The organism is Actinosynnema sp. NPDC059797, assembly GCF_042732085.1.
GTDB lineage: Bacteria > Actinomycetota > Actinomycetes > Mycobacteriales > Pseudonocardiaceae > Actinosynnema.
This window is the reverse complement of sequence record NZ_JBHWIE010000104.1, coordinates 1-23,663: the sequence shown is the minus strand read 5'-3', so window position 1 is coordinate 23,663 and position 23,663 is coordinate 1. Positions and strand designations below refer to the sequence as shown.

At 75.0% G+C, this 23,663-nt stretch carries 18 protein-coding genes; 11 read left to right on the top strand and 7 right to left on the bottom strand.

What is annotated here, in order from left to right; all coding sequences use genetic code 11:
* Positions 1-138: 138 nt before the first annotated feature.
* Complete coding sequence (locus ACFV4N_RS22655; RefSeq protein WP_499674563.1) at positions 139-3,450, bottom strand: glycosyltransferase; 3,312 nt, start codon at positions 3,448-3,450, stop codon at positions 139-141.
* A 71-nt stretch (positions 3,451-3,521) separates the two neighbouring features.
* Positions 3,522-3,800 (bottom strand): WhiB family transcriptional regulator, encoded by a 279-nt coding sequence (locus ACFV4N_RS22650; protein ID WP_499674562.1) that lies wholly within the window; start codon positions 3,798-3,800, stop codon positions 3,522-3,524.
* A gap of 311 nt (positions 3,801-4,111) precedes the next feature.
* Between ACFV4N_RS22650 and ACFV4N_RS22645 the strand changes: the two genes are divergently transcribed.
* From ACFV4N_RS22645 to ACFV4N_RS22625, 5 genes are all read left to right on the top strand, one after another.
* Positions 4,112-4,858, top strand: a complete 747-nt coding sequence (locus tag ACFV4N_RS22645; protein ID WP_499674561.1) for a site-2 protease family protein — start codon at positions 4,112-4,114, stop codon at positions 4,856-4,858.
* Positions 4,859-4,882: 24 nt separating this feature from the next.
* Positions 4,883-5,848 carry a 2-phospho-L-lactate transferase gene (cofD, locus tag ACFV4N_RS22640; protein ID WP_499674560.1) on the top strand — a complete coding sequence of 322 codons (966 nt, stop codon included), beginning with the start codon at positions 4,883-4,885 and terminating at the stop codon, positions 5,846-5,848.
* On the top strand, positions 5,784-7,220 hold the full coding sequence (locus ACFV4N_RS22635; RefSeq protein WP_499674559.1) for a coenzyme F420-0:L-glutamate ligase: 1,437 nt from the start codon (positions 5,784-5,786) through the stop codon (positions 7,218-7,220). Before cofD ends, ACFV4N_RS22635 begins: the two co-directional genes overlap by 65 nt.
* Positions 7,217-7,756 (top strand): NUDIX hydrolase, encoded by a 540-nt coding sequence (locus ACFV4N_RS22630; protein ID WP_499674558.1) that lies wholly within the window; start codon positions 7,217-7,219, stop codon positions 7,754-7,756. The genes ACFV4N_RS22635 and ACFV4N_RS22630 overlap by 4 nt, the downstream gene beginning before the upstream one ends.
* Before the next feature lie 79 nt (positions 7,757-7,835).
* Entirely contained in the window at positions 7,836-8,981 is a 1,146-nt protein-coding gene (locus ACFV4N_RS22625; RefSeq protein WP_499674557.1) for a glycoside hydrolase family 6 protein, read from the top strand.
* A gap of 458 nt (positions 8,982-9,439) precedes the next feature.
* Here ACFV4N_RS22625 and ACFV4N_RS22620 read toward each other — a convergent pair whose 3' ends face one another.
* Entirely contained in the window at positions 9,440-9,877 is a 438-nt protein-coding gene (locus ACFV4N_RS22620; RefSeq protein ID WP_499674556.1) for a hypothetical protein, read from the bottom strand.
* 158 nt (positions 9,878-10,035) lie between these two features.
* Between ACFV4N_RS22620 and manB the strand changes: the two genes are divergently transcribed.
* Both manB and ACFV4N_RS22610 read left to right on the top strand, forming a co-directional pair.
* The gene (manB, locus tag ACFV4N_RS22615; protein ID WP_499674555.1) at positions 10,036-11,112 is read left to right on the top strand and encodes a mannose-1-phosphate guanylyltransferase; all 1,077 of its coding nucleotides are present in this window, start codon (positions 10,036-10,038) and stop codon (positions 11,110-11,112) included.
* A gap of 9 nt (positions 11,113-11,121) precedes the next feature.
* Entirely contained in the window at positions 11,122-12,015 is an 894-nt protein-coding gene (locus tag ACFV4N_RS22610) for a DNA-3-methyladenine glycosylase family protein (RefSeq protein ID WP_499674554.1), read from the top strand.
* Positions 12,016-12,066: 51 nt separating this feature from the next.
* Here ACFV4N_RS22610 and ACFV4N_RS22605 read toward each other — a convergent pair whose 3' ends face one another.
* The 4 genes from ACFV4N_RS22605 to ACFV4N_RS22590 all read right to left on the bottom strand — a co-directional run bounded on the left by ACFV4N_RS22605 (position 12,067) and on the right by ACFV4N_RS22590 (position 18,574).
* Positions 12,067-15,198: an NACHT domain-containing protein gene (locus ACFV4N_RS22605; protein WP_499674553.1), complete on the bottom strand. Its 3,132-nt coding sequence runs from the start codon at positions 15,196-15,198 to the stop codon at positions 12,067-12,069.
* Between the two features lie 64 nt (positions 15,199-15,262).
* Complete coding sequence (locus ACFV4N_RS22600) at positions 15,263-16,117, bottom strand: glycosyltransferase family 2 protein (RefSeq protein WP_499674552.1); 855 nt, start codon at positions 16,115-16,117, stop codon at positions 15,263-15,265.
* Between the two features lie 215 nt (positions 16,118-16,332).
* Complete coding sequence (locus ACFV4N_RS22595; RefSeq protein WP_499674564.1) at positions 16,333-17,460, bottom strand: glycosyltransferase family 4 protein; 1,128 nt, start codon at positions 17,458-17,460, stop codon at positions 16,333-16,335.
* Between the two features lie 79 nt (positions 17,461-17,539).
* A complete protein-coding gene (locus ACFV4N_RS22590; protein ID WP_499674551.1) occupies positions 17,540-18,574 on the bottom strand; it encodes a glycosyltransferase family 4 protein in 1,035 nt (344 codons plus the stop codon).
* Between the two features lie 20 nt (positions 18,575-18,594).
* On the opposite strand from ACFV4N_RS22590, the gene ACFV4N_RS22585 reads away from it, so the two are divergent.
* Genes ACFV4N_RS22585 through ACFV4N_RS22570 form a run of 4 tightly spaced genes read left to right on the top strand, consistent with a single transcriptional unit; the run spans position 18,595 to position 23,557 of the window.
* Positions 18,595-19,515 (top strand): glycosyltransferase family 2 protein, encoded by a 921-nt coding sequence (locus ACFV4N_RS22585; RefSeq protein WP_499674550.1) that lies wholly within the window; start codon positions 18,595-18,597, stop codon positions 19,513-19,515.
* 49 nt (positions 19,516-19,564) lie between these two features.
* Positions 19,565-19,942, top strand: a complete 378-nt coding sequence (locus tag ACFV4N_RS22580) for a CU044_2847 family protein (RefSeq protein ID WP_499674549.1) — start codon at positions 19,565-19,567, stop codon at positions 19,940-19,942.
* A gap of 47 nt (positions 19,943-19,989) precedes the next feature.
* Positions 19,990-22,482: a glycosyltransferase gene (locus ACFV4N_RS22575; RefSeq protein WP_499674548.1), complete on the top strand. Its 2,493-nt coding sequence runs from the start codon at positions 19,990-19,992 to the stop codon at positions 22,480-22,482.
* Positions 22,475-23,557, top strand: coding sequence for a glycosyltransferase family 4 protein (locus ACFV4N_RS22570; protein WP_499674547.1), 1,083 nt, complete (start codon positions 22,475-22,477; stop codon positions 23,555-23,557). Before ACFV4N_RS22575 ends, ACFV4N_RS22570 begins: the two co-directional genes overlap by 8 nt.
* Positions 23,558-23,663: the final 106 nt, after the last annotated feature.

Below are 23,663 nucleotides of genomic sequence, written 5' to 3'. Positions count from 1 at the left end.
GTACGTTCGGGACCGGTGAGTCGTACGTTCAGGGCCGGTGAGTCGTACGTTCAGGGCCGGTGAGTCGTACGTTCAGGGCCGGTGAGTCGTACGTTCAGGGCCGGTGAGTCGTACGTTCAGGGCTGGCGAGTTGTGGGTTCAGGGGCGGCGGGGTTTGCGGTCGGGGTGGCGGGTCGGCAGGGCGGTCAGGAGGGTGAAGAGGGCCGCGGCCGCCTGGAGGAGCAGGAGGAACTCGCGGAGCGTCGAGGATGCCTCCACGCGGACCTCCGAGGCCGTGGTGGGCAGCGTCACGCCGACCAGGTGGCCCCACGCCCGGACGGTCGCCACCTCGCGGCCGTCGACCCACGCGCGCCAACCCGGCTCCTCCTCCGCCGCCAGGACCAGCAGGCGCCCCTCCGGACCCTCGGACACCCGCACGGCCACCTCCGGCGGCGCGGCCTCGACGGGGGCGGTGCCGGGCGCGCCCAGCTCGGTGGGCGGGTTGCCGCCGGTGCGGGCGCGGCGGCCCAGCTCGGGCGACAGCAGCACGGCGTTGCCCGCCGCCAACTGCACCCGCAGGACCGGGCGGCCGTCGGTCGTCGACGGGGTCACCGACACCAGGTCGCCCGTCGCGTCGCGCAGCCGCTGCGCCGTTTCCAGGTCGGGCAGCACCACGAACGCCACGCCCGAGGCCGCGGCCTGCGCCAGGGCGGTCCGCGCCGCGTCGGGCGCGCCGCCGGTCAGCTCGCGCGCCCAGCGGTCCAGGCGCGTGGTGGCCGCCGCCACGGGCACGTAGTCGTCGTCCCCGAACGCGGGCAGCCTGCCGGCCACCAGGCGGGTCGGCGTGCCCAGCACGAGCACCGAGCGGCCGGTCTGCGCCAGCTCCTGCTCCAGCGTCGACGGCAGCCGGGCCGGTGAGGCGGTCAGCGGGCCCGAGCGCAGGCCGGCGAACCCCGCGCAGGCCAGGGCCAGGACCGCGAGGGCGCCGATGACCGGGACGACCCGGGCGAGCGGCAGCGGCAGCGGCGCCACGTCGCGCCGGAACGCCGACAGCACCACCCACAGCAGGCCCCAGCCGACCACCACCAGCGGCGCGCCCTCCCACCCGGGCCGGCCCGGCCCGCCGGGCAGCGGCGTCACGGCCGCGGTCCGCACCACGACCACCGCGAGCCCGCCCAGCACCACCACCGCCAGCCCGGCGAGCATCGACCGGTGCGGGCGCAGCGCCGCCGCCGCGAGGGCCAGGACCACGAGCAGCAGCCCGACGAACGGCACCGCGCCCGGTCCGCCGGGCCGCAGCGCCAGCAGGTCGACCAGGCCGGCGACGGGCGTCTCCGCGAACGCGCCCACGCCGTGCAGCACCACCGACGGGTTCTGGAGCACCACGGCGGGCCACGGCAGCAGCAGCGCCATCGGCAGCAGCACCACCACGAACAGCGACGCCACCCGCCGCCGCCCGTCGCCCGCCCGGCCCGGCACCACGACGAACCCGACCAGCGCCGCCAGCGCCACCAGCCCGTGCACCAGCGGCGAGAACGCGCCCAGCGCCGCCACCGCCAGCGCCGTCCCCGACGCCACCGGCAGCCACGACACCCCGGCGCCGCCGCGCAGCACCGACACCACCCCGGCGGCCACCAGCGGCAGCAGCACGTGCACCACCACGACGTCCAACCGGCCCTGGGCCACCGCCGACGTCGCCGCGGGCAGCAGCGCGTACCCGGCCGCCGCCAGCGCCCGCACCGGCCGCCGCACGGGCAGCCGCCGCGTCGCCACGTACGCGAACAGCCCGGCCAGCGGCGCGTCGCCGAGGAACAGCACCGCCACCAGGGCGGCGGGCGAGCCGAGGAACGCGCCCAGCGTGCCCAGGACGGCCAGCGCGGCGGGTGCGGGCGCGGTCGTGCCGCCCGCCACCGGGTGCCAGGACGACAGGTACGCCGACCAGGTCGAGGCCAGGTCGGCCACCGGCAGCAGCCGCCCGCCGGCGAGGTCCAGGCCGATCCGGGACGCGTTGGCCAGCACCCCGAACACCGCCAGCCCGAGCACGAGCAGCAGCGGCGGTCCCAGCACCAGCGACCGCAGCAGCCGCGCCCGGTCCACCTCGACGAACACGATGCCCGGCGTCGGGGCGGTCGTGCCGCGCGGCACGGGCGAGGGCCGCGGCCGGGGTGACGGGCGCAACCCCGGCGCGACGGTGGGCGGCGCCTCCACCGGCACGGTCACGGCGGGTCGCCGCAGGCCGCCCGTCGCCCGCACGGGCCGCCGCCGCGACAGCACGCCCGCGGGCAGCGCCGCCGGCCCGACCGGTGGACGCTCCACTTCGGACGGCAGCGTCCACGCCACGGGTCGCCGGTCGTCCTCGGGCAGCCGCCCGAGCGCCAGGTCCGCCTCGACGCGCCGCCGGATCAGGTGGGCCGCGGCGGCGCGGACCGCGTTGCGCGCCCGGGTGAGCCGACTGGTGGACAGCCCGCGCACCACGCCGTGCCGCGGGCGCTCGGCCCGCCCGGCCCGCAGCCGCGCCCGCCCGCTCAGCAGGTACCGCAGCGCCCCCACCTCTGCGTGCGCGTCGGAGAACCGCCGCAGCAGCAGGAACCCGAGGGCGCGCAGCACCGCGAGCGCGGCGAGCCGCGGCAGCCCGAGCGCGAACGCCACCGCGCCGCAGTTCACCAGGAACGTCCGCAGGCCGTGCGCCCGGTCCACGCCGCGCGGCGCGGGTCCGGGTGGCGCCGCGGCCGCGTCCAGCCGCCGCAGGCCGCGCCCGACGGCCCGCGCGTGCCGCATCCGCGCCACCGGCACGGACAGCACCAGGTGCCCGGCGAGGTTCGCCCGCCACCCGAAGTCGATGTCGTCGCGCAGCAACGGCATCCGCCGGTCGTAGCCGCCGAGCTCCTCCCACGCCCGCCGCCGCACCAGCGACCCCGCCGAGGGCACCGCCAGCACCTCGGTGCTCTGCTCGAACGCCCCGGCGGGCTCCGCCGCGCCGATGCCGGTCTGCCGGTGGCCGGACGCGTCCGTGGACAGCCCGGCCTCCACGACCAGCCGGGGGTCGGACCAGTCGAGTCCCAGGGGTCCCAGCACGGCCGCCGAGGGCGACACCTCGGCGGCGGTCAGCAGCGCGGACAGGCAGTCCGGTTCGGGCGCGCAGTCGTCGTGCAGCAGCCAGACCCACGCGCCCGGGTCGCCCCACCGCCGCACGGCGTGCTCCACGGCGGCGTGCACGGCCTCGCCGAACCCCGTGCCGCGCGGGAGCGTCAGCACGCCGTCAATCACCCGATCGGTACCCTCGGCGGCCTCGGCGAGGAGCCCGGCCGTCCCGTCCAGGGACCCGGTGTCGACCGCGATCACGTGCCGCGGCCTCGGTCGCTGCCTGCGCAGCGCGGACAGCGCCGTGCCCAGCCACCGGTCGCCGTCGTGGCACACCAGCACCGCCAGCACGGGCGCGGTGCGCAGCCGTGGAGCAGCCCCGCTCGTCAAGTGCCGCTCCTCGCCAAGATCGTCCGACTACGCCGTGGGACGCCCACGGTAAGCCAGGAGGATCTCGGCGGTCACACGGCGCGCTTCTTCAGCTTCCTCCGCTCGCGTTCGGACAGCCCGCCCCAGATGCCGAAGCGCTCGTCGTGCTGCAACGCGTACTCCAGGCACTCCGAGCGCACCTCGCAGCCCAGGCAGATGCGCTTGGCCTCCCTGGTGGAGCCGCCCTTCTCGGGGAAGAACGCCTCGGGGTCCGTCTGCGCGCACAGGGCGCGCTCCTGCCAGTCCTGCTCGTCTGACACGTCGAACAGGTCGAGCACGACCGGCTCCGGTGCCGGGACGTCCCCGTCCACGATGCGACCCCCGTCGAATTCCCGGTCAAAAGGTTCCTGCACAGTCCGCCTCCTCGCCTTCCGCTCTCCCCGGTTGGCGGACACCACTCGCCGTCCCCACAACGACGAATGACACCGATGTGATTACACCTGTGTCACAACACCCGGTCAAGCGGAGTCCACAGGACGGGGGATATTCGCGCGGATGGCCGCAAAAACCTTGACCAGCAGCACAGACAGTGATTCAAGCGCTGCTTTGGGCGATGACGGGTGCGCGAACGGCCCAGCGGACGGGCTACCTGCCCCGCCCCGGGGCGCGCCACACTGGTGTGGTGAAGAGATCAGCGGTGCGTCCGAGTCCACTGTTCCTCAGCCTGCTCGCGGTGACGGTGGCAGGCGCCGTGCTGACCCTGTTCGACGACGCCCTGCGCACGCTGGGCACGGTCCTGTTCGTGCTCGGCGGCTGGGCGGTTTCGCTGTGCCTGCACGAGTTCGGTCACGCGATCGTGGCGTACCGGGGCGGTGATTACGCGGTCAAGGGCAAGGGGTACCTGACGCTGGACATCCGCCGGTACACCGACCCGGTGTTCAGCATCGTGCTGCCGTTGGTGCTGCTGGCGTTCGGCGGGATCCCGCTGCCCGGCGGCGCGGTGTGGATCAACCACCACGCGCTGCGCGACCGGCGCGTGGAGTCGATGGTGTCGCTGGCCGGACCGGTGAGCAACCTGGTGCTGGGCGCGCTGCTGGTGGCGTCCGTGTCGCTGTTCGACCCCGCGCCCGGCCTGGCGGCCGCGCTGTCGTACCTGGCCGCGGTGCAGGTCATCGCGTTCGTGCTGAACATCCTGCCGATCCCCGGCCTGGACGGCTGGGGCGTGGTCGAGCCCTACATGTCGTACTCGGCGCGGCAGTTCGGCGCCAAGGCGCGGCCGTGGGCGCCGTTCGTGCTGTTCGCGGTGCTGATCGGGTTCCCGACCATCAACGCCCTGTTCTTCGACGCCGCGTACTCGGTGTTCGACCTGGTCGGGGGCGACCGCTGGCTGGCCTACGTGGGTGCGGACACCTTCCTGTTCTGGCGCTGACGAGCGGTGGGAGGATGGCGTCCCGTGAAGGTCGTCGTACTGGTAGGCGGGGTCGGCGGGGCGCGGTTCCTGGTGGGGTTGCGCAAGCTCCTGGCCGGTCCCGAGCACGAGATCACCGCCGTGGTGAACACGGGTGACGACGTGTGGATGCACGGGTTGCGGATCTGCCCCGACCTGGACACCTGCATGTACACCCTCGGTGGCGGGATCGACGCGGAGCGCGGCTGGGGCCGGGCGGGCGAGACGTGGTCGGTCAAGGAGGAGCTGGCGGCCTACGGCGCCGACCCGACCTGGTTCGGCCTCGGCGACCGGGACATCGCCACGCACCTGGTGCGGACCCGGATGCTGCGGGCGGGCTACCCGCTGTCGGCCGTGACCGAGGCGCTGTGCCACCGCTGGGCGCCCGGCGTGCGGCTGCTGCCGATGTCGGACGACCGGGTCGAGACGCACGTGGTCGTGGACGTCGACGGCGCCGAGAAGGCGATCCACTTCCAGGAGTGGTGGGTCCGGCACCGGGCCGCGCTGCCCGCGCGGTCGTTCGCCTCGGTCGGCGTGGAGACCGCGACGCCGGCGCCGGGCGTGCTGGACGCGCTCGCGGAGGCCGACGCGGTGCTGTTCGCGCCGTCGAACCCGGTGGTGAGCGTGGGCACGATCCTCGGCGTGCCGGGGGTGCGCGACGCGTTGCGCAAGACCGAGGCCGGCGTGGTCGGGCTGTCCCCGATCGTGGGCGGCAAGCCGCTGCGCGGGATGGCCGACGCGTGCCTGTCGGCGATCGGCGTCGAGACCTCCGCCGAGGCGGTGGGCAGGCACTACGGGTCGCGCAAGACCACCAGGAACGGCGTGCTGGACGGCTGGCTGGTGCACACCGGCGACCGCTGCGACGTGCCCGGCGTGGCGGTGCGCGCGGTGCCGCTGCTGATGTCCGATGTGGACGCGACCGCCGCGATGGCGAAGGTGGCGCTGGAGCTGGCCGGAGTGGACGTTGGCTGAGCCGACGCCGGCCGGGACCGGTTCCGCGGGCGGGGTTCCCGGCGACCACGCCGCGCCGGACGCGGTGACGTTGCTGCCGGTGCCGGGCCTGCCGGAGTTCCGGCCCGGTGACGACCTGGCGGGTGCGCTGGCGTCGGCCGCGCCGTGGCTGCGGGACGGCGACGTGGTCGTGGTCACGTCCAAGGTGCTGTCCAAAGTGGAAGGTCGGCTGGTGCCGGTGCCCGCCGACCCGGAGGCGCGGGACGCGATCCGGCGCGAGTGGGTGTCGGCCGAGGCGGTGCGCGTGCTGGCGCGGCGCGGGCGGACGCTGATCACCGAGAACAAGCTGGGCGTCGTGCAGGCGGCGTCCGGGGTGGACGCCTCGAACGTGGCGGGCGACGAGATCGCGCTGCTGCCGGTGGACCCCGACGGGTCGGCGGCGGCGCTGCGGGCCGAGCTGCACGAGCGGCTGGGCGTGCGCGTGGCCGTCGTGGTGACCGACACCATGGGCCGGGCCTGGCGGGTCGGCCAGACCGACGCGGCGATCGGCGCGTCCGGGCTGGCCGTGCTGCACCGGTACGCGGGCTCGGTGGACCGGCAGGGCAACCCGCTGGTGGTGACCGAGGTCGCGGTGGCGGACGAGGTCGCCGCGGCGGCCGACCTGGTGAAGGGCAAGCTGGGCGCGGTGCCGGTGGCGGTGGTGCGGGGGCTGCCGGTGTCCGACGACGGCTCGTCGGCGCGCGACCTGGCCCGGCCGGTGGAGGACGACCTGTTCCACCTGGGCACCGCCGAGGCGCTGGCGCGCGGGCGGGCCGAGGCGGTGCTGATGCGCCGCTCGGTGCGGGCGTTCACGGCGGAGCCGGTGTCGCCGGAGGCGATCAGGCGGGCCGTGGCGGCGGCGCTGACCGCGCCCGCGCCGCACCACACGCGGCCGGTGCGGTTCGTGCGGCTGGCGGAGCGGCGCGCGGAGCTGCTGTCGGCGATGCGGGCCCGGTGGGAGGACGACCTGCGGGGTGACGGGCTGCCCGAGGAGCGGGTCGCCAGGCGGACCTCCCGGGGCGACTTCCTGCGGGACGCGCCGGAGGTCGTGGTGCCGTTCCTGGTGCGGGAGGGCGCGCACGACTACCCGGACGAGCGGCGGTCCGGGGCCGAGCGGACGATGTTCACCGTCGCGGGCGGCGCGGCCGTGCAGGGGCTGCTGGTGGCGCTGGCCGCCGAGGGCCTCGGGTCGTGCTGGGTGTCGTCGACGATCTTCTGCCCGGACGTCGTGCGGTCCGTGCTGGAGCTGCCCGCGGACTGGGAGCCGCTGGGCGCGGTGGCGATCGGCCACCCGGTGGAGGAGCTGGCGCCGCGGCAGCCGCGCGAGCTGGGCGAAGGGTTCCTGGAGCGGTGAGCCTGCACGCGGACGCCTCGGCGACGTTGGAGGGGTGGCGGCCGGCCGATCCCGCGCAGGAGTCGCTGCGGCAGGCGTACCTGGGGTTCCTGGCGGCCCGGCCGGACGCCTGCGCGCGGTCGTGCGAGCCGGGGCACGTCACGGCGTCGGCGCTGGTCCTGGACGACTCCGGCGAGCGGACGCTGCTGACGCTGCACCCGCGGGTGGGGCGGTGGCTCCAGCTCGGCGGGCACTGCGAGCCGGGTGACCTGACGCTGGCCGGCGCGGCGCTGCGCGAGGCCGAGGAGGAGTCCGGGATCGAGGGGCTGGTGATCGAGCCGGTGCCGCTGCACCTGGACGTGCACCCGATCACGTGCTCGCTGGGCAAGCCGACGCGGCACTTCGACGTGCGGTTCCTGGTGCGGGCGCCCGCCGGTGCGCGGCACGCGCGCAGCGCCGAGTCCGTCGACCTGAGGTGGTGGCCGCTGGACGCCCTGCCGCCGGACGTCGACGACCTTCGTCCGATGATCTCCGTCGCGCTCGTCCGGATGGCCTGAAGGGCTTGTGATCCCGGTCATAGGGCTTCATGCTTGCACCGCTCTGGGAGCGCTCCCAGTGCAGTGAGGAGCTGTCAACGTGGACAAGGGAGCAAGACGGCGCCGGGCGGTGCTCGCCGCGCTGGCCGCGGTGGGGCTGATGGTCGGCGGCGGTGGCGTGGCCGCCGCCGGACCCGGCCATCACCACCACCCGTCCAGGGGAACGTCGTTCTACGTGGAACCGGACTCCAACGCGTCGCGGCAGGCGGCGGCGTGGCGGGCGGAAGGCCGGGTCGCGGACGCCGAGCTGATGGAGGCGCTGGCGAAGCAGCCCACCGCCATCTGGTTCACCACGGCGGGCGCGGAGCAGGTGCGGACCCGCGTGCGGGACGTCGTGCGCGCGGCGAAGCGCAAGAACCAGGTGCCGGTGCTGGTCGCGTACTTCGTGCCCTACCGGGACTGCTCGCAGTGGTCGGCGGGCGGCGCGCTCAGCGAGCAGGAGTACAAGGAGTGGATCGACGCGTTCGCCGCCGGGATCGGCGACGACAAGGCGGTCGTGATCGTCGAACCCGACGGGCTGGCGCTGCTGACCAGTGAGCCGTGGTGCACGATCGGGCCGGACGAGGAGCTGGTGCCGCAGCGGTACCGCGAGATCAACCACGCGGTCGACGCGCTCAAGCGGGGCAGGCAGACGAAGGTGTACCTCGACGCCGGGCACTCGGCGTGGCAGGCGCTGAACGACTACGACGCCGGGTACGGCGAGCCGCGGGAGCAGCAGGGCATCGTGAACCGGCTGCTGCGGGGCGGCGTGGCGCGGGCGGACGGGTTCGCCCTGAACACGTCGAACTACCGCTTCACCGCGGACCTGGTGCAGTACGGCACGCGCATCTCCAAGTGCCTCTACCTGCGGACGCACCGCGGCGCCACCACGTGCCCGTCCGACGCCGAGCTGGACGCGCTGCGCGTGCACGAGCGGAAGATGACGCACTTCGTCCTGGACACCAGCCGCAACGGCCAGGGCCACTACACGCCGGGCGAGGGCGAGACCGACTGGTGCAACCCGCCGGGCCGCGGCCTGGGCGAGCGGCCGACCGCGCGCACCCGCGTCCCCCTCGTCGACGCCTACCTGTGGATCAAGCGCCCGGGCGAGTCGGACGGCGAGTGCCAGGGCGGCCCACCGGCCGGCCAGTGGTGGCCCGAACAGGCCCTCGACCTGGCCACCCGCGCCACCCCACCCCTCCGCTAACCCCTCTCCCCCTACCCCCTCCCAGGTCGGGCCGGGGCACCACACGCCCCGGCCCACCTCACACGTGTCCTCCACTCAGACACCACGTGTCCTCCACTCAGACACCACGTGTCCTCCACTCAGCCCGCGCGAGTCGTACGTTCCGGACGCGCGAGTCGTACGTTCAGGACCCCCGAGTTCAACACTCGGCGCGGGGTGGCGGTCCAGTGCGCGGCTGGCGTGGTCCTGAACGCATGACACGCCGGGGCTGAACGCATGACACGCCCGACTTGGACGCATGACTCGCCCGGCTTGAGCGCATGACTCGCGGGGCTGGGTGCTGAACTCGGGGGGCGCGAACGTACGACTCGCGCGTTCTGGACGTACGACTCGCGATGCCTGAGTGGAGGACACGCGGTGTCTGGGTGGAGGGCACGCGTGGTGGGTCAGGTGTGCCGTTCAGGCGTCAGGTGTGCCGTTCAGGCGTCAGGTGTGCCGTTCAGGCGTTGGGTCAGGCCCTGTTGGGGGTTGGGCGCGCCGCCGTTCAGGCGTTGGGACAGGCTCGGGCGCGAGGGTTGGACCTGTTGGACCGTGGGGATCGGGCCCGGGGCCACGCGCAGTTCCGGTTCGGGGTCTGCGGTGGGTGAGTGGGGGGTGGGTGGGTGTGGGGTGGTGGGGTGGGGGGAAGGGGGCGCGGGGTGCGGTGGGGCTGGGTGGCCTGCGGCTACGTGGGAGGCCAGGACCATGGTCGAGTCCGGGTCGGCCGTCTTCGGGTCCACGGCGTTGACCAGGCTGCGCGGGATCTGCTGGGTGGCCGACGAGTCCATCGGCGAGGTCATGTTGTCCGGCGTCACGACGTGGATGCCACGTGCACGAGCACGGGCGAGTGCCGCGTCGGCCCGAGCGCGGGGGTCCATCCGGATCTCTCCTGCGTGTGCTTGGGCCGGCGGAGACGCCGGCGTTGCCGTCGGTGGCGCCCTCACCGCGACACGGGACCACCGCCCGTGCCACCGGAGTGCTCGTGCCAGAGTATTCGCAAACCACGGGTGGAAGTAAGCGGAGGAGGAAAAACGGCATGTCGGAGCTGCAAGGCGCCGAGGCGGTGGTCCTGGTCGGGGGCAAGGGGACCCGGCTGCGGCCACTGACCTTGTCCGCCCCCAAGCCCATGCTGCCGACCGCCGGGGTGCCGTTCCTCACCCACCTGCTGTCGCGGATCAGGGAAGCGGGGATCACCCACGTCGTGCTCGGCACGTCCTACAAGGCCGAGGTCTTCGAGGAGCACTTCGGGGACGGCTCGGCGCTCGGCCTGGAGCTGGAGTACGTCGTCGAGGAGGAGCCGCTGGACACGGCGGGCGCGATCCGCAACGTCGCCCACAAGCTGCGCGAACGCGACGTGATGGTGTTCAACGGCGACATCCTGTCCGGTGTGGACCTGCGCGCCGTGCTCGCCACGCACCGCGAGGCCGAGGCCGACGTCACCCTGCACCTGGTCCGGGTCGACGACCCGCGCCGGTTCGGGTGCGTGCCGACCGACGACGACGGCCGCGTCACGGCGTTCCTGGAGAAGACCGAGGACCCGCCGACCGACCAGATCAACGCGGGCTGCTACGTGTTCCGCCGCGAGGTGGTCGAGGGCATCCCCGCGGGCAGGCGGGTGTCGGTGGAGCGGGAGACGTTCCCCGGCCTGCTGGCGGCCGGCGCGCGCGTGCAGGGGCACGTCGACGCGTCGTACTGGCTCGACCTCGGCACGCCCGCCGCGTTCGTGCAGGGCTCGGCGGACCTGGTGCGCGGCGTCGCGCCGTCGGCCGCGCTGGAGCTGACGGGCGAGGCGGTGCTGCTGGAGGGCGCGTCGGTCCACGCGGACGCGGTGGTCAGGGGCGGCGCCACGATCGGCGCGGGCTGCACGGTCGCGGCCGGCGCGCTGGTCGACGGCGCGGTGCTGTTCGACGGCGCGGTGGTCGGCGAGGGCGCCCGGGTGGAGCGCAGCGTCGTGGGCGCGAACGCGCTGGTCCAGGCCGGTGCGGTGGTGACCGACTCGGTGATCGGCGACGGCGCGGTGATCGGCGCCCGGTGCGAGCTGGTCGGCGGTGCGCGGGTGTGGCCGGGGGTGGCGCTGCCCGAGGCCGGGATCCGGTTCTCCGCCGACGTCTGACGACCCCCGGTGCCCGCGGAGAGGAGCTGGTCGCCCCCGTTCCCGCTGGACCTCGGCGTCGTGCTGGGTCCGCTGGGACGGGGTCCCGGTGATCCGTCGTTCCGGGTCGGCGACGGGGTGTGGCTGACCGCCAACACCCCGGTCGGCCCGGGGACGCTGCACGTCCGGCGCGCGGACGTGGTCGAGGCGCGGGCGTGGGGCGAGGGCGCGGAGTGGCTGCTGGACGGGCTGCCCGCGCTGCTGGGCGCGGGCGACGACGACTCGGCGTTCGAGTGCCACCACCCGTTGATCGAGCAGGCGCGGCGGCGGTGGCCGGGGATGCGGCTGACCGCGACCGGGCGGGTGTGGGACGCGCTGCTGCCGGCGGTGCTGGAGCAGAAGGTGACGGTGGCGGAGGCGCACCGGTCGTACCGGGAGCTGTGCCGCCGCTTCGGCACGCCCGCGCCGGGTCCGGCGGAGGGCATGTTCGTGCCGCCGACGCCGCGGGCGGTGCTGGGGATCACGGACTGGCAGTGGCACCAGGCGGGCGTCGACGGCGCCCGGCGGCGGGCGCTGGTCGCGGCGGCGCAGGTGGCGCACCGGCTGGAGGGCGCGTTCGGCCTCGGCGGCGAGGCCGGGCGGGCGCTGCTGCGGAAGGTGCCCGGCATCGGCGTGTGGACGGCGGCCGAGGTGGCGCAGCGGGCCTGGGGCGACCCGGACGCGGTGAGCTTCGGGGACTTCCACCTGGCCGGGATCGTCGGGTGGGCGCTGGTGGGCCGCAAGGTCGACGACGACGGGATGGCGGAGGTGCTGGCCCCGTACGCGCCGCAGCGGCAGCGGGCGGTGCGCTACATCAAGGCGTCGGGGGTGCGGAAGCCCCGCTTCGCGCCCCGGTTCTCGCCACGCGACTACCGCGCCATGTGACGACCACGACCTGTGACGACCACGCCCTTTACGACCACGAGCTGTGACGCATCACCCGAGCAGGTGGCCGAGGCCGATCGAGGTCATGGCCCACCCAAGGCGGGTGACCAGGCCCGGATCGGCTTCGGCCAGCGCGGCGAGGTCGAGTTGCCGGAGGAACGCGGGCACGTCGCGGAAGCGCGTGATGTGCGCTCCCGGGTCGATCCCGAGTTCGACGCAGCGGATCAGCACCTCGACGGCTCGCGCCGGGGAATCGGATCTCCTGAACCCCTCGTTGATCGCTTCGAAGGCGACCTGGTTCTCACCCGTGCCCACCAGCATCCGACGCGCGCAGACGATGAGGTAGTCCGGTGAGGCGTTGAGGCGAGTGCCGATCTCGACGATGTCCCGCATCAGGTCCGGAGTGGCGCAGGGGTCGCCGGCCATGATTTTCAGGACGGGTTCGTAGTAGAAAGAACCCGAGTGCATGAGCGATCTCTGCGCCTCACCGAGGGCGTTGTAGGCTTCGACCCTCTCATCAGGGACGCCCGCTGCCAGGAGAGCCACCAGCAGGCGGGTCAGCGACACCACCTTGCCCCCCGATGGGACCGCCATCCTCGCCGCGCGGAAATTCGACAGGAGCGGTTCTAGGCTGTCGTGCACCCAATCGATGTCGGGCGAGCAGCGGAAGTTCTGGTATCGGCGCAGGACATCGGCGGAGGTGTCGAAATCGTCCAGGAACCAGGTGAGTTCGGCGGGTGGCGCGGGTCGTCCGCTCGCCGGTTTCAGCACCACGTCGCGACGCTCTCCGTCGACGATCCGGGCCAGGTCGAATTGGAACACGAAACCCCGGAACTCCTCGGGGTCGAACTGCGATTCCCACAGCAGCGCCAAGGCCCGCCACCGCCGCACGGCGTCCTGCTCGCCCGGCAGGCTTGACGCGGCGAATTCCCCTCGCGCCGACACGACCAGCACCACCAGGTTGGCGGTGTAGGCCGCGACGCGCCGCGCCAGGGGGAGGACCCGCGGTTCGTACCCGGTGACGTCGTCCTGGTGGTGTTGCGCCGCGCCGAGGAGGCGGGTGAACAGGTGGTGCAGCGACTCCCGGTCCGCCTCCGGCGCGCCGGCGAACAGCTCGTGCAGGAAGCCCGGCACCGGGGAACGCGTGGTGAGCGGGGCGAACGACAGCAGCGGCCGCAGCCAGCCGGTGTCGTCCGCGCGCGGCTTGTAGTGGAACGACGACGCCGCGCGCTCCCCCGCCACCACCTCCAGCGACACCCGGTGGACCAGGCGGGCGACGAGGTACTCGCCGAACGTGGCGTGCAGGAACTCGTAGGTGTGGCAGGGCCGGCCGTCGTGGGCGGAGCGGGCCTCGTGGACGAAGAAGAACCGCCCCACGGCGAGCTGGGCGGCGCTGAGCCGGATGCGCCGGTCCGGGCCGGAGCGGGGGCCGGCGGGGAACAGGGCGTTCAGGTCCTCGTCGAGGTCGGCCTCCTCGACCCACTGCGCGCCCCGGTTGAACATCGCGAAGGCGATCACGGACAGCCTGATCAGCTCCTGCTCGACCGCCCGGTCCAGCTCGCGGTCGGGCGCGTCCCTGAGGTGCTTGACCACCTCGCGCCGGGCGAAGCGGGTCAGCAGCTGCTCGTAGAGCTGGGCCCGGTCGAGGGAGGCGGTGCCCCGCAGCGCGCACCCGTCCGCGTTGTAGAGGGCGAGCATGAACAGCAGCAGCGGCTGGCCGGCCAGTTCCGCGTGCTGGAGCGCGACCTCCGGGTCCAGCGGCGCACCGGGGTTGACCCGGTTCCACGTCCCCAGCCACTGGCGCACCTGCTCCTCGCCGAACGGCTCCAGCCGCAGGACGACCGTCGCGGCGGGGAACCTCGCCCGGTCGGCGACGGCGACGCGGCTGGTCACCACGACGACCACCGCGCGCCCCTGCTCCAGCTCGCGCTGCTGGAACCGCTGGACGTCCACCAGGTAGTCCGACCTGCTCACGCCGGTGGCCTGCAGCAGCTCGTCGAACCCGTCCAGCAGCACCACCGGCACGGCGGGCGCGGCGGCGCGGGCCAGGTCGGGCCAGTCGACGCGTTCCCCGGTGGCGGCCCGGACCGCGTGCTCGACCTGCTCCTGGAGGTCGGACTCGGCGGGCACGTCGCGCAGCACGACCCGGATCGGCAGCAGGTCGCCGGGCAGCCGCGCGGCCAGGACCTTGGTCAGCAGCGACTTGCCCGCGCCCGGCTGCCCGAGCACCACCAGCGGCGCGCGGGTCGCCCGGGACGAGGTGAGGTACCCGGCGAGGTAGGCGTCCAGGTCGGAGCGGATCGGCGCCTCGGACCACCAGCCCTCCCGGCCGGCGTCGCCGTCGCGCCAGGTCTCGGCCACCCGGAACAGGGGCGCCACGTACGCCTGCTCCAGCGTCGGCGCGACCAGCCCGGCGGGCAGGTCGCCGTCCACGACCGGCTGCCGGAGGGCGGGGCGGTAGGCGTTGGCCAGGGCGTCCCGGCGCACGTCGGGCGCCAGGTGCCCCGCGACCCGCTCCAGCAGCTCCCGCAGCCCGCCCAGCGCGGTGCGGGTCGCGGCGTGCTCGATGCCGCTGGTCCACACGCCGAACTCGGGGCAGTCGAGCGCGAGGCGGCGGTAGTGCCCCCGGTACCGCTCCAGCGCCCGGCCCGGCACGTCGGGCAGCGCGACCTCGCGGGCGCCCTCGAACCCGGCCAGGAACCTCAGGTACTCCCCGGTCATCTCCGCGTAGTAGGAGGACAGGTCCTCGGCGACCCGCTCGGGCGGCGATTCGGGGTTGGGCAGCGGCAGCCGGGTCCCCAGCAGCGTGGTCATGAGGTCCACCCAGCGGTCCGACCCCGCCCACGACGACGTGACCAGCGCCACCTGCTCGCCCCGGCTCAGCTCGGGCTTGACCGGCAGCTCCGCCTCGTCCAGGGCCTCGAACAGCGCCGTGACCACGAGGACGCCGTGCGCCGCCTCCAGCAGCCGCGTCCGGTCGACCCGGTGCAGGCCGGTGACGCGCTCGCGCACCGACGCCAGGAGCTGCCTGCCCACCCGCACCACCTCGGTGCGGGCGTCGAGCAGGTCGATCCCGCCCGCGGCCAGCACGGCGCCGGCCGAGGCGTGGTCCAGGAACTTCACCAGCGCGGTGTCGCCGCCCAGCAGCTTGACCGCGTCCGCGTACGAGAAGGAGCGGCGCACCCCGCCATCATCCGGAGCGCCGCCGGTGCGGGCGGCGACAGCGGGCCGAGACCGCCCGAACGGCTCAGCGGCGCGCCATGACCTTCAGCCGCAGCCCCAGGCCGGTCCGCACCGCCAGCCTCAGCGGCGCCCAGGCCACCCCGGGGTGCCGGTCGGCAAGGTAGCGGTAGGCGCTGGAGTGGTGGGCGGCCAGCATCCGGGCCGAGGCGCGCTTCGTGGAGTGGCCGCCGATGTGCACGACCTCCGCGTCCGGCACGTACACGTTCAGCCAGCCCGCGCGGCCCAGGCGGTCGCCCAGGTCCACGTCCTCGAAGTACATGAAGTAGCGGGGGTCGAAGCCCTCCACCGAGTCGAACGCCTCGCGGCGCATCAGCAGGCACGAGCCCGACAGCCAGCCGGCGGTGCGCTCCTCGACGGACGCCGCCTCCTGCCGGTACGCCTGCGTCCAGGGGTTGGCCGGCCAGACGGGGCCCAGCACGGCGTGGCCCACGCCGCGCCCGAGGGACGGCAGGAGGCGCGCGGACGGGTACACCGCGCCGGACGGCTCGCGGATCAGCGGGCCGAACGCGCCGCCGCGCGGCCACCTCTTGGCCGCCTCCAGCAGCTTGTCCAGGCTGCCCTCGCCCCACGACAGGTCGGGGTTCGCCACCACGACCCACCCCACGTCGTCGGGCAGGGACGCCACGCCGCGGTTGGCCGCCGCCCCGTAGCCGAGGTTGCCGCCGGTCGGCAGGAACGTCACGTGGTCGTGCGCCTCGGCGGCGCGCTCGGGCACGCCGTCGGTGGACCCGTTGTCCGCCAGCACCACCGACACCGGCCGGGTGGTGGCCGTGGCGAGGGTGGACAGGAAGGTCTCCAGGGTTTCACCGGGCGAGTAGGTGACGGTCACGACCGCCAGTCCGTCTCCGTAGCGCGTCACGCGGGCCACCCTAGTGGTGGTGGACGTGGCGCATGACCGCGTGCCCCTCACCGCGCGGAGCCGGCGGGGCGGTGCGGGGTGGCCGAGGCGGCCGCGGACCAGGCTGCCCCCGTACCGCCCTACATACCCCAAGCGGGTATCTAAAAGGCGAACGGGCACGCGGCGGGTGGTTCGGTGGCGAGGGTCCAGCGGTGGGTTGTCCAGCGGCGGGTGGTTCAGCGGCGGCGGTGCACGAGCGCGGCGCGCTCGTAGGCCTGCCGGTGCCGGGCCGCCGACGTGGCCCACGAGAAGTCCTTGGCCCTCACCAGGGCCGCCGCGGCCAGCGCGTCCCGCCGGCTCGGGTCGTCCAGCAGGTCGGCCAGGGCCGCCGCGATGTCACCCGCGCCGACCCCGCAGTACGCCACCGCGTCGCCGCCCACCTCGGGCAGCGACAGCCGCCGCGTGGTCAGCACCGCCGCGCCGCACGCCATGGCCTCCAGCACCGGCAGCCCGAACCCCTCGCCCAGCGACGGGTAGGCCACCAGCTCGGCGCCGCCCAGGAACCCGGCCAGCGAGGGGAACGGCAGGTAGCCCGCCCGGATCACGCGGACCCGGTGCGGCACCGCGTCCAGCGCCCGCTCCACCTGGCTGTCCCAGCCCGGCTGCCCGGCCAGCACCAGCGCGGGCGGGTTCGCCCGGCCCCGGCACGCCTGCGCGAACCCGCGGATCAGCGCGGGCACGTTCTTGCGCGGCTCCAGCGCGCCCAGGAACGCCACGTACGGCGCGTCGCCCAGCGACAGCAGCCGCCGCACGTCCGCCACCTCCGCCGCCGTCGGCGGGTGGAACCGCTCGGTCTCCACGCCGTGCTGGGCGATGTGCAGGGCCTGCCGGTCCGCGCCCGCCACGCGCGCCAGCTCGTCCGCGGTCGCCCGCGACGGCACGACGCACAGCTCGGCGCGGCGCAGCGAGGCCCGCGTCCAGGCCCGGAAGAACCTCGCCTTCACCGACGAGTGCAGCGCCGGGTCGGTGAAGAAGGTCGCGTCGTGCAGCGTCACCACCGACGCGGTCCGGTTCGCCAGCGGCACGGTGTAGTGCGGCGAGTGCACCACGTGGACGCCGAGCCGGTTCGCCAGGCGCGGCAGCGTGGTCTGCTCCCAGGTCAGCCGGGCGGTGCGGGTGGCCACGGCCTCCGTCGCCGGGACGACCCGCGAGTTCGGGGCCAGCGCGCCGTACAGCCCGGCGTCGCGGGGCTGGCACACCACGCTGAGCCGGGCGCCGTCCGCGTCCAGCGCGGCCACCAGGGAATCCACGTACCGCCCGACACCACCGCGGTCGGTCGGGACGGCGGTGGCGTCGATCAGCACGCTGGGTTCGGCGGGCGACACGCGGTGAAGGGTACGACCGGTTTCCGGCGAATGGCCGCGAAACGGGGCAAACGGTTGCTTAACCAAACAGCGCCAGGTGGACCCGCCACACCGACCGAGCTGCGTTTTCCCAGGTGAACGCTTCCGCGCGGGCACGGCCGGACGTGATCAGCCTCTCGCCCAGGCCCGGGTCGGACAGCACCGAGCGCAGCCCGCCCACCAGCGCGGCCAGGTCTCCGCGCGGCACCGCCACGCCCGCGCCGCCCGCCACCTCGACCAGCGCCGGCGCGTCGGAGTGCACCACCGGCACCCCGGCCGCCATCGCCTCCACCACCGGCAGGCCGAACCCCTCGGCCAGGCTCGGCGCGGCCAGCACCGCCGCCCGCCGCAGGACGAACGCGAGCCGCGCGTCGCTCACCCGGCCCAGCAGCGTCACGTGCGGCGCCCGCAGGTCAACCCCGCCCCAGCCCGGCGGACCGACGACCACCAGCGGCACGCCCAGCTCGGCGGTCGCGGCGACCAGCAGGTCGAAACCCTTGCGCGGCTCGACCGTGCCGATCGCCAGCACGTACCGCGGCGGGACGTCGACCGGCTCCTCCTCCGGCAGCGCCGTCACGCCGTTGGGCACCACGTGCACCGGCGCGGGGCCGGGCGCGTGCCGGCGCAGCTCGTCCGCCACCACCGACGTGGGCACCACGACCCCCGCCGCCCTGGCGGTCGCCCGGCCGATCACGCGCCGGTGCCACGCCGCGCCGCGCGGCGTCAGCGTCCCCGGGTGGGTCCACGGCACGGTGTCGTGCACGGTCACCACGACCCGGCCGCGCGGCGGCGCGAGCGGCGTGCAGGCGTGCACCGAGTCGCCGCCCGGCCAGTACGGCACGCCCCGCTCCCACGCCGCGATCAGCGCGCGCCGGGGCAGCGGCAGCACCTTCGGCCCCCCGACGCCGGGCACGACGGCCGCCGAGACGTCCGCGTGCCTGCTCACCGCCCCCGTCACGGTCCACCCGGCGGGCGCGGTGCGGGCCAGCGCGGCGGCCAGCTCGCGCGTGTAGCGGCCGGTGCCACCCGGCACGGGGGCCAGCAACTGCTCGGTCAGCACAACGAGGTTCGGCACGTCGCGTACCGTCTCACGCCGTGTCGAACCCGCGGACGACGGTGGTCGTGGTGACGTGGCGCGGCCGCGAGCACATCACCGCGTGCCTGGACGCCCTGGCCCGTCAACGTCCACACCGGACACTCGTGGTGGACAACGCCTCCGACGACGGCACGGCCGGCCTGCTGGCCGCCCACCCGGGCCGCCCGGAGGTCCTGCGCCTGCCGGTCAACCGCGGTTACGCGGGCGGCCTGGCCGCGGCGCTGCCGCGCGTGACCACCGAGTACGTGGCCTGGCTCAACGATGACGCCGCGCCCGACGAGGGCTGGCTGGCGGCCCTGGAGGACGCCCTGGACGCCGCGCCGGGCGCCGCCGCCGCGACCGCGACGATGCTGCTGGCCGACGGCTCGACCCAGTCGGCGGGCGTCCGCCTCACCGCCGACGGCCACGGCGCGGACCTGGTGCGCGCGGACGGCGAGGTGTTCGGCTTCTGCGGCGGCGCGGCCCTGGTCCGGACGGGCGCGCTGCGCGAGGCGGGCGGCGTCCCGGAGAGCTTCTTCTGCTACTACGAGGACACCGACACGGCGTGGCGGCTGCGCCTGAACGGCCACCGGGTGCTGTCCGTCGGCCCGGCGCGGGTCCGCCACCGGCACGGCGCGAGCACCCGCCCCGGCTCCCGGCCGTTCCACCGGTGGAACGAGCGCAACCGCCTGCTGATGCTGCTGCGCTGCGCCCCGGCGGCCGTCGCGGTCCGCGAGCTGGCCAGGTTCGCCGTGATCACGGCTGCGCTGCCGCTGCGCCGGGCCCGGCCGGACGCGGAGAACTTCCGGGTGGCCCTGCGCGTCCGGGTGCTGGCCGAAACGTTGCTGCGGCTGCCCGCGACAGGGGTGCAGCGGGTCCGGATCGGCCGGCGCGCGACGGTGGACCGGCGCGACGTGTGGCGGGAGTGGGCGGGGCGTTAGAGGGCGGGCCGTCGGACGGCGGGCCGGTGACGTGGTGCGGAGGGGCGAGATGACCGAGTACGTCGAGGTGCGCACCGAGGACGGCGAACTGGTGCCGTTCGAGGTCGACGAGTACGACGGCCCCGTGCGGGCCGGCCGGAACTGGAACAGGGTCCAGGAGACCCTGGAGCAGGGCGTCGAGCGGGCCAGGCACGTCGCCCGCACGGTGGCCGCGCGGGTCGCCGACATGCCGCCGCCCCGCCCCGACAAGGTGGCCGTGGAGATCGGCCTCAAAGCGGGCCTGAGCGGCGCGTTCGGCATCGCCAAGTCGTCCACCGAGGCGCACATCAAGATCACCGTCGAGTGGCACCGGGACGCGCCGCCCGCCCCCGCGCCGCCGGAGGACGCCGAGTCGGCGCCCGCCGAGGACGGTGTTACCGAGGCGTAGGCCACGGTGACGCCCCGCTGCGGAGCGTGATGAGGCAGAGTTAGCGCGTGGAGCGAGCGAGCCTGCCCGACGTGTCGGTGGTCGTGGTCAACTACCGCGGGGCCGAGGACACCAAGACGTGCCTGCGCGCCCTGTACGGCGAGCTGGACTACCCGGTCGACAAGCTCCAGGTCGTGGTGGTCGACAACGCCTCGGGCGACGGGGGCGCCGAGGCGATCAGGGCGGCCGAGCCGCGCGCGGACGTCGTCGAGGCGCCGGCCAACCTCGGGTTCGCCGGCGGCTGCAACCTCGGCGTCGAGCACGCCCGCGGCGCCGTCGTCGCGTTCCTCAACAACGACGCCCGGCCCCACCGGGACTGGCTGCGCGCGGCGGTGCGGGTGCTGCGCGACGAGCCCTCCGTGGGCGCGGTGGCGAGCAAGGTGCTCGACTGGGAGGGGCAGGCGGTCGACTTCGTCGACGGCGGCCTCACCTGGTTCGGCATGGGCTACAAGCGGCACGCCGGGCAGCCCGACGACGGCAGCCACGACGCGCCGCGCGACGTGCTGTTCGGCACCGGCTCGGCCCTGGTGGCGCGGGCCTCGGTGTTCCGCGAGCTGGGCGGGTTCGACGAGCGGTTCTTCATGTTCTACGAGGACGTCGACCTCGGCTGGCGGATGAACCTGCGCGGCTGGCGCGTGCGCTACGAGCCGACCTCGCTCACGTTCCACAAGCACCACGCCTCCATGTCCGAAGTGGACAGCAGCCGCGAGCTGTACCTGTTGGAGCGCAACGCCTTGGCCGCGCTCTACAAGAACTTCTCCGACGAGACGCTGGCGCGGGCGCTGCCCGCGGCGCTGGCCCTGGTGGTCCGCCGGGCCACCGCGCGCGGCGAGCTGGACCCGACCCAGCTGGAGATCACCCGCCGCCCGGCGGACCCGGCGGACGACCTCGCGCCCGTGCCCGTGCCGCGGCAGGCGCTGGCCGGGTTCCTGGCGATCGACCAGTTCGTGGAGCTGCTGCCGTCGCTGGCCGAGTCCCGCCAGGCCGAGCAGGCCGCGCGCCGGGTGACGGACGCGGACCTCGTGCCGCTCATGCGCAAGGCGCTGGAGCCCGCGTACCCGCTGCCCCGCTACCTGGCCGCGCACGACGTGCTGGTGGACGTGTTCGGGCTGGACGAGGTGTTCGGCAAGCCGCGCAAGGTGCTGGTGCTGACCGGCGACGTGATCTCCGCGCGGATGGCGGGACCGGCGATCCGGGCGTGGCACATGGCCGACGTCCTGGCGGGCGAGCACGAGGTGCGGCTGGTCACGGTCAACCCGGTGTGCGACCCGCCCGACGCGCCGTTCGACGTGCTCCGCGTGGCGCGCCGCGACCTCGGGCCGCAGGTCGACTGGGCGGACGTGGTGGTCCTCCAGGGCCACGCGCTGGAGTTCGCGCCGAAGCTCAAGGAGCCGGGCTCCACCAAGGTCGTCGTCTGCGACGTCTACGACCCGATGCACCTGGAGCTGCTGGAGCAGAGCCGCGACGACACCGACGAGAAGCGGGCCGCCGACCTGACCGCCGTGACCAGGGTGCTCAACAACCAGCTCGAGCGCGGCGACTTCTTCCTGTGCGCCTCCGAGCGGCAGCGGCACTTCTGGCTCGGCCACCTGGCCGCGCTGGGCCGGCTCACGCCGTCGCTGTACGACCACGACCGGACCACGCGGTCGCTGATCGCGGAGGTCCCGTTCGGGCTGCCGGGCAAGCCGCCGCAACGCACCGGGCCCGGCCTGCGGGCGGCCCTGGGCCTGCCCGCGTCGGACAAGGTGGTGCTGTGGGCGGGCGGCGTCTACAGCTGGTTCGACCCGTTGACGCTGGTGCGGGCCGTGGACCGGCTGCGGGGCCGCCGGCCGGACGTGCGGCTGGTGTTCCTCGGCATGAAGCACCCCAACCCCGAGGTGCCGGACATGGACGTCGCCGGGCAGACGCGGTCGCTGGCCCAGCGGCTCGACCTGGTCGGGTCGCACGTGTTCTTCAACGAGACGTGGGTGCCCTACCAGGACCGGCAGAACTGGCTGCTGGACGCGGACGCGGGCGTGACCACGCACTACGAGCACGTGGAGACGACGTTCGCGTTCCGGACCCGGGTGCTCGACTACCTGTGGGCCGGGCTGCCGATCGTGACCACGGACGGCGACTCGTTCGCCGACCTGGTGCGGCGCGAGGGCCTGGGCGTGGTGGTGCCGTCGGAGGACCCGGGCGCGCTGGCCGACGCGCTGGAGAAGGCGCTGTACGACGAGGAGTTCGCGGCGGCCTGCGCCGAGCGGATCGCCGTGGTGCGGGAGCGGTTCACGTGGGAGAACGTGCTCGCGCCGCTGGTCGAGTTCTGCCGCAACCCCCGGCCCGCCGCCGACCGGCTGCCCGGGTCGTCGCCCCTGGTCCGCAACCGGCCGCTGCCCAGGAAGGACAAGGTGCTGCGCGACGTGCGCCTGGTGAAGGAGTACCTGGACGCGGGCGGTCCGGGCGAGGTGGCGCGCCGGGCGACCGGGCGGGTGCTGAAGAAGCTGCGCGGCCATGGCTAGGCCGCTCAAGGTGCTGATCGACGGCACTCCCCTGCTCGGGCACCGGACCGGCATCGGCCGCTACACGGCGGCGCTGGCCGAGGAGCTGGCGTCGATGCCGTCGGTGCAGGTGAGGGCGGTCGCGTTCACGCTGCGCGGCTGGCGGGCGCTGCGGACCGTGCTGCCGCACGACGTGGTGGCGCGGGGGCTGCCGGTGGCGGCGCGGCTGCTGCGGCACCTGTGGCTGCGGGCGCCGTTCCCGCCGGTGGAGTTCCTGGCCGGGCCGACCGACGTGATGCACGGCACGAACTTCGTGCTGCCGCCCGCGCTGCGGGCCGGCGGCGTGGTCACCGTGCACGACCTGGCGTTCCTCGACGCGCCCGGCGACCTGCCCCCGTCCGACCGGCGGCTGCCGGAGCTGGTGCAGCGGTCGGCGTCCCGGGCGGACGTCGTGTGCACGCCGACCCGCGCCGTGGCGTCGGTGGTGGAGGAGCGGCTGGGCGTGCACCCGGACAAGATCGTGGTGACGCCGCTGGGCGTGGACCCGGCGTGGTTCGCGGCGCGCCCGCCGTCCCCGGCGCTGCGGGACCGGTTGGGCCTGCCCTCGGAGTACCTGCTGTTCGTGGGCGCCGGCGGGCCGCGCAAGGGGCTGGGGACGCTGGTGGCGGCCCACTCGGCGCGGCCCTCCCTGCCGCCGCTGGTGCTGGCCGGGCCGGGCGCGCCGGCGGCCGACGACCGGGTGCTGCGCACCGGGTACCTGAACGACGTGGACCTGCGGAGCGTGGTGGCCGGGGCGTCGGCGCTGGTGCTGCCGTCGCGGGACGAGGGCTTCGGGCTGCCGGTGCTGGAGGCGCTGGCGTGCAACGTGCCGGTGGTGTGCACGGACGTGCCGGCGCTGCGCGAGGTGGCCGACGGGCACGCGGCGCACGTGCCGGTGGGCGACGTCGAGGCGCTGGCGCAGGCCATGGCGGACGCGGTGGAGACGCCCGCGACCCCCGCCGGCCAGGCGGCGCGCCGGGCCCACGCGGCCGGGTTCACGTGGCGCAGGACGGCGGAGAAGACGGTCGAGGCCTACCGGCTCGCGGCCGGGCGGTGACCGGGAACGCCCCTAGGGCCTGTCCTCAAAGCGGGTGCGGTTGGTCTGCTTTGATCTTGGGTCGTGATCCGCAGGCACGAGTTGAGCGATGAGCAGTGGCGGACCA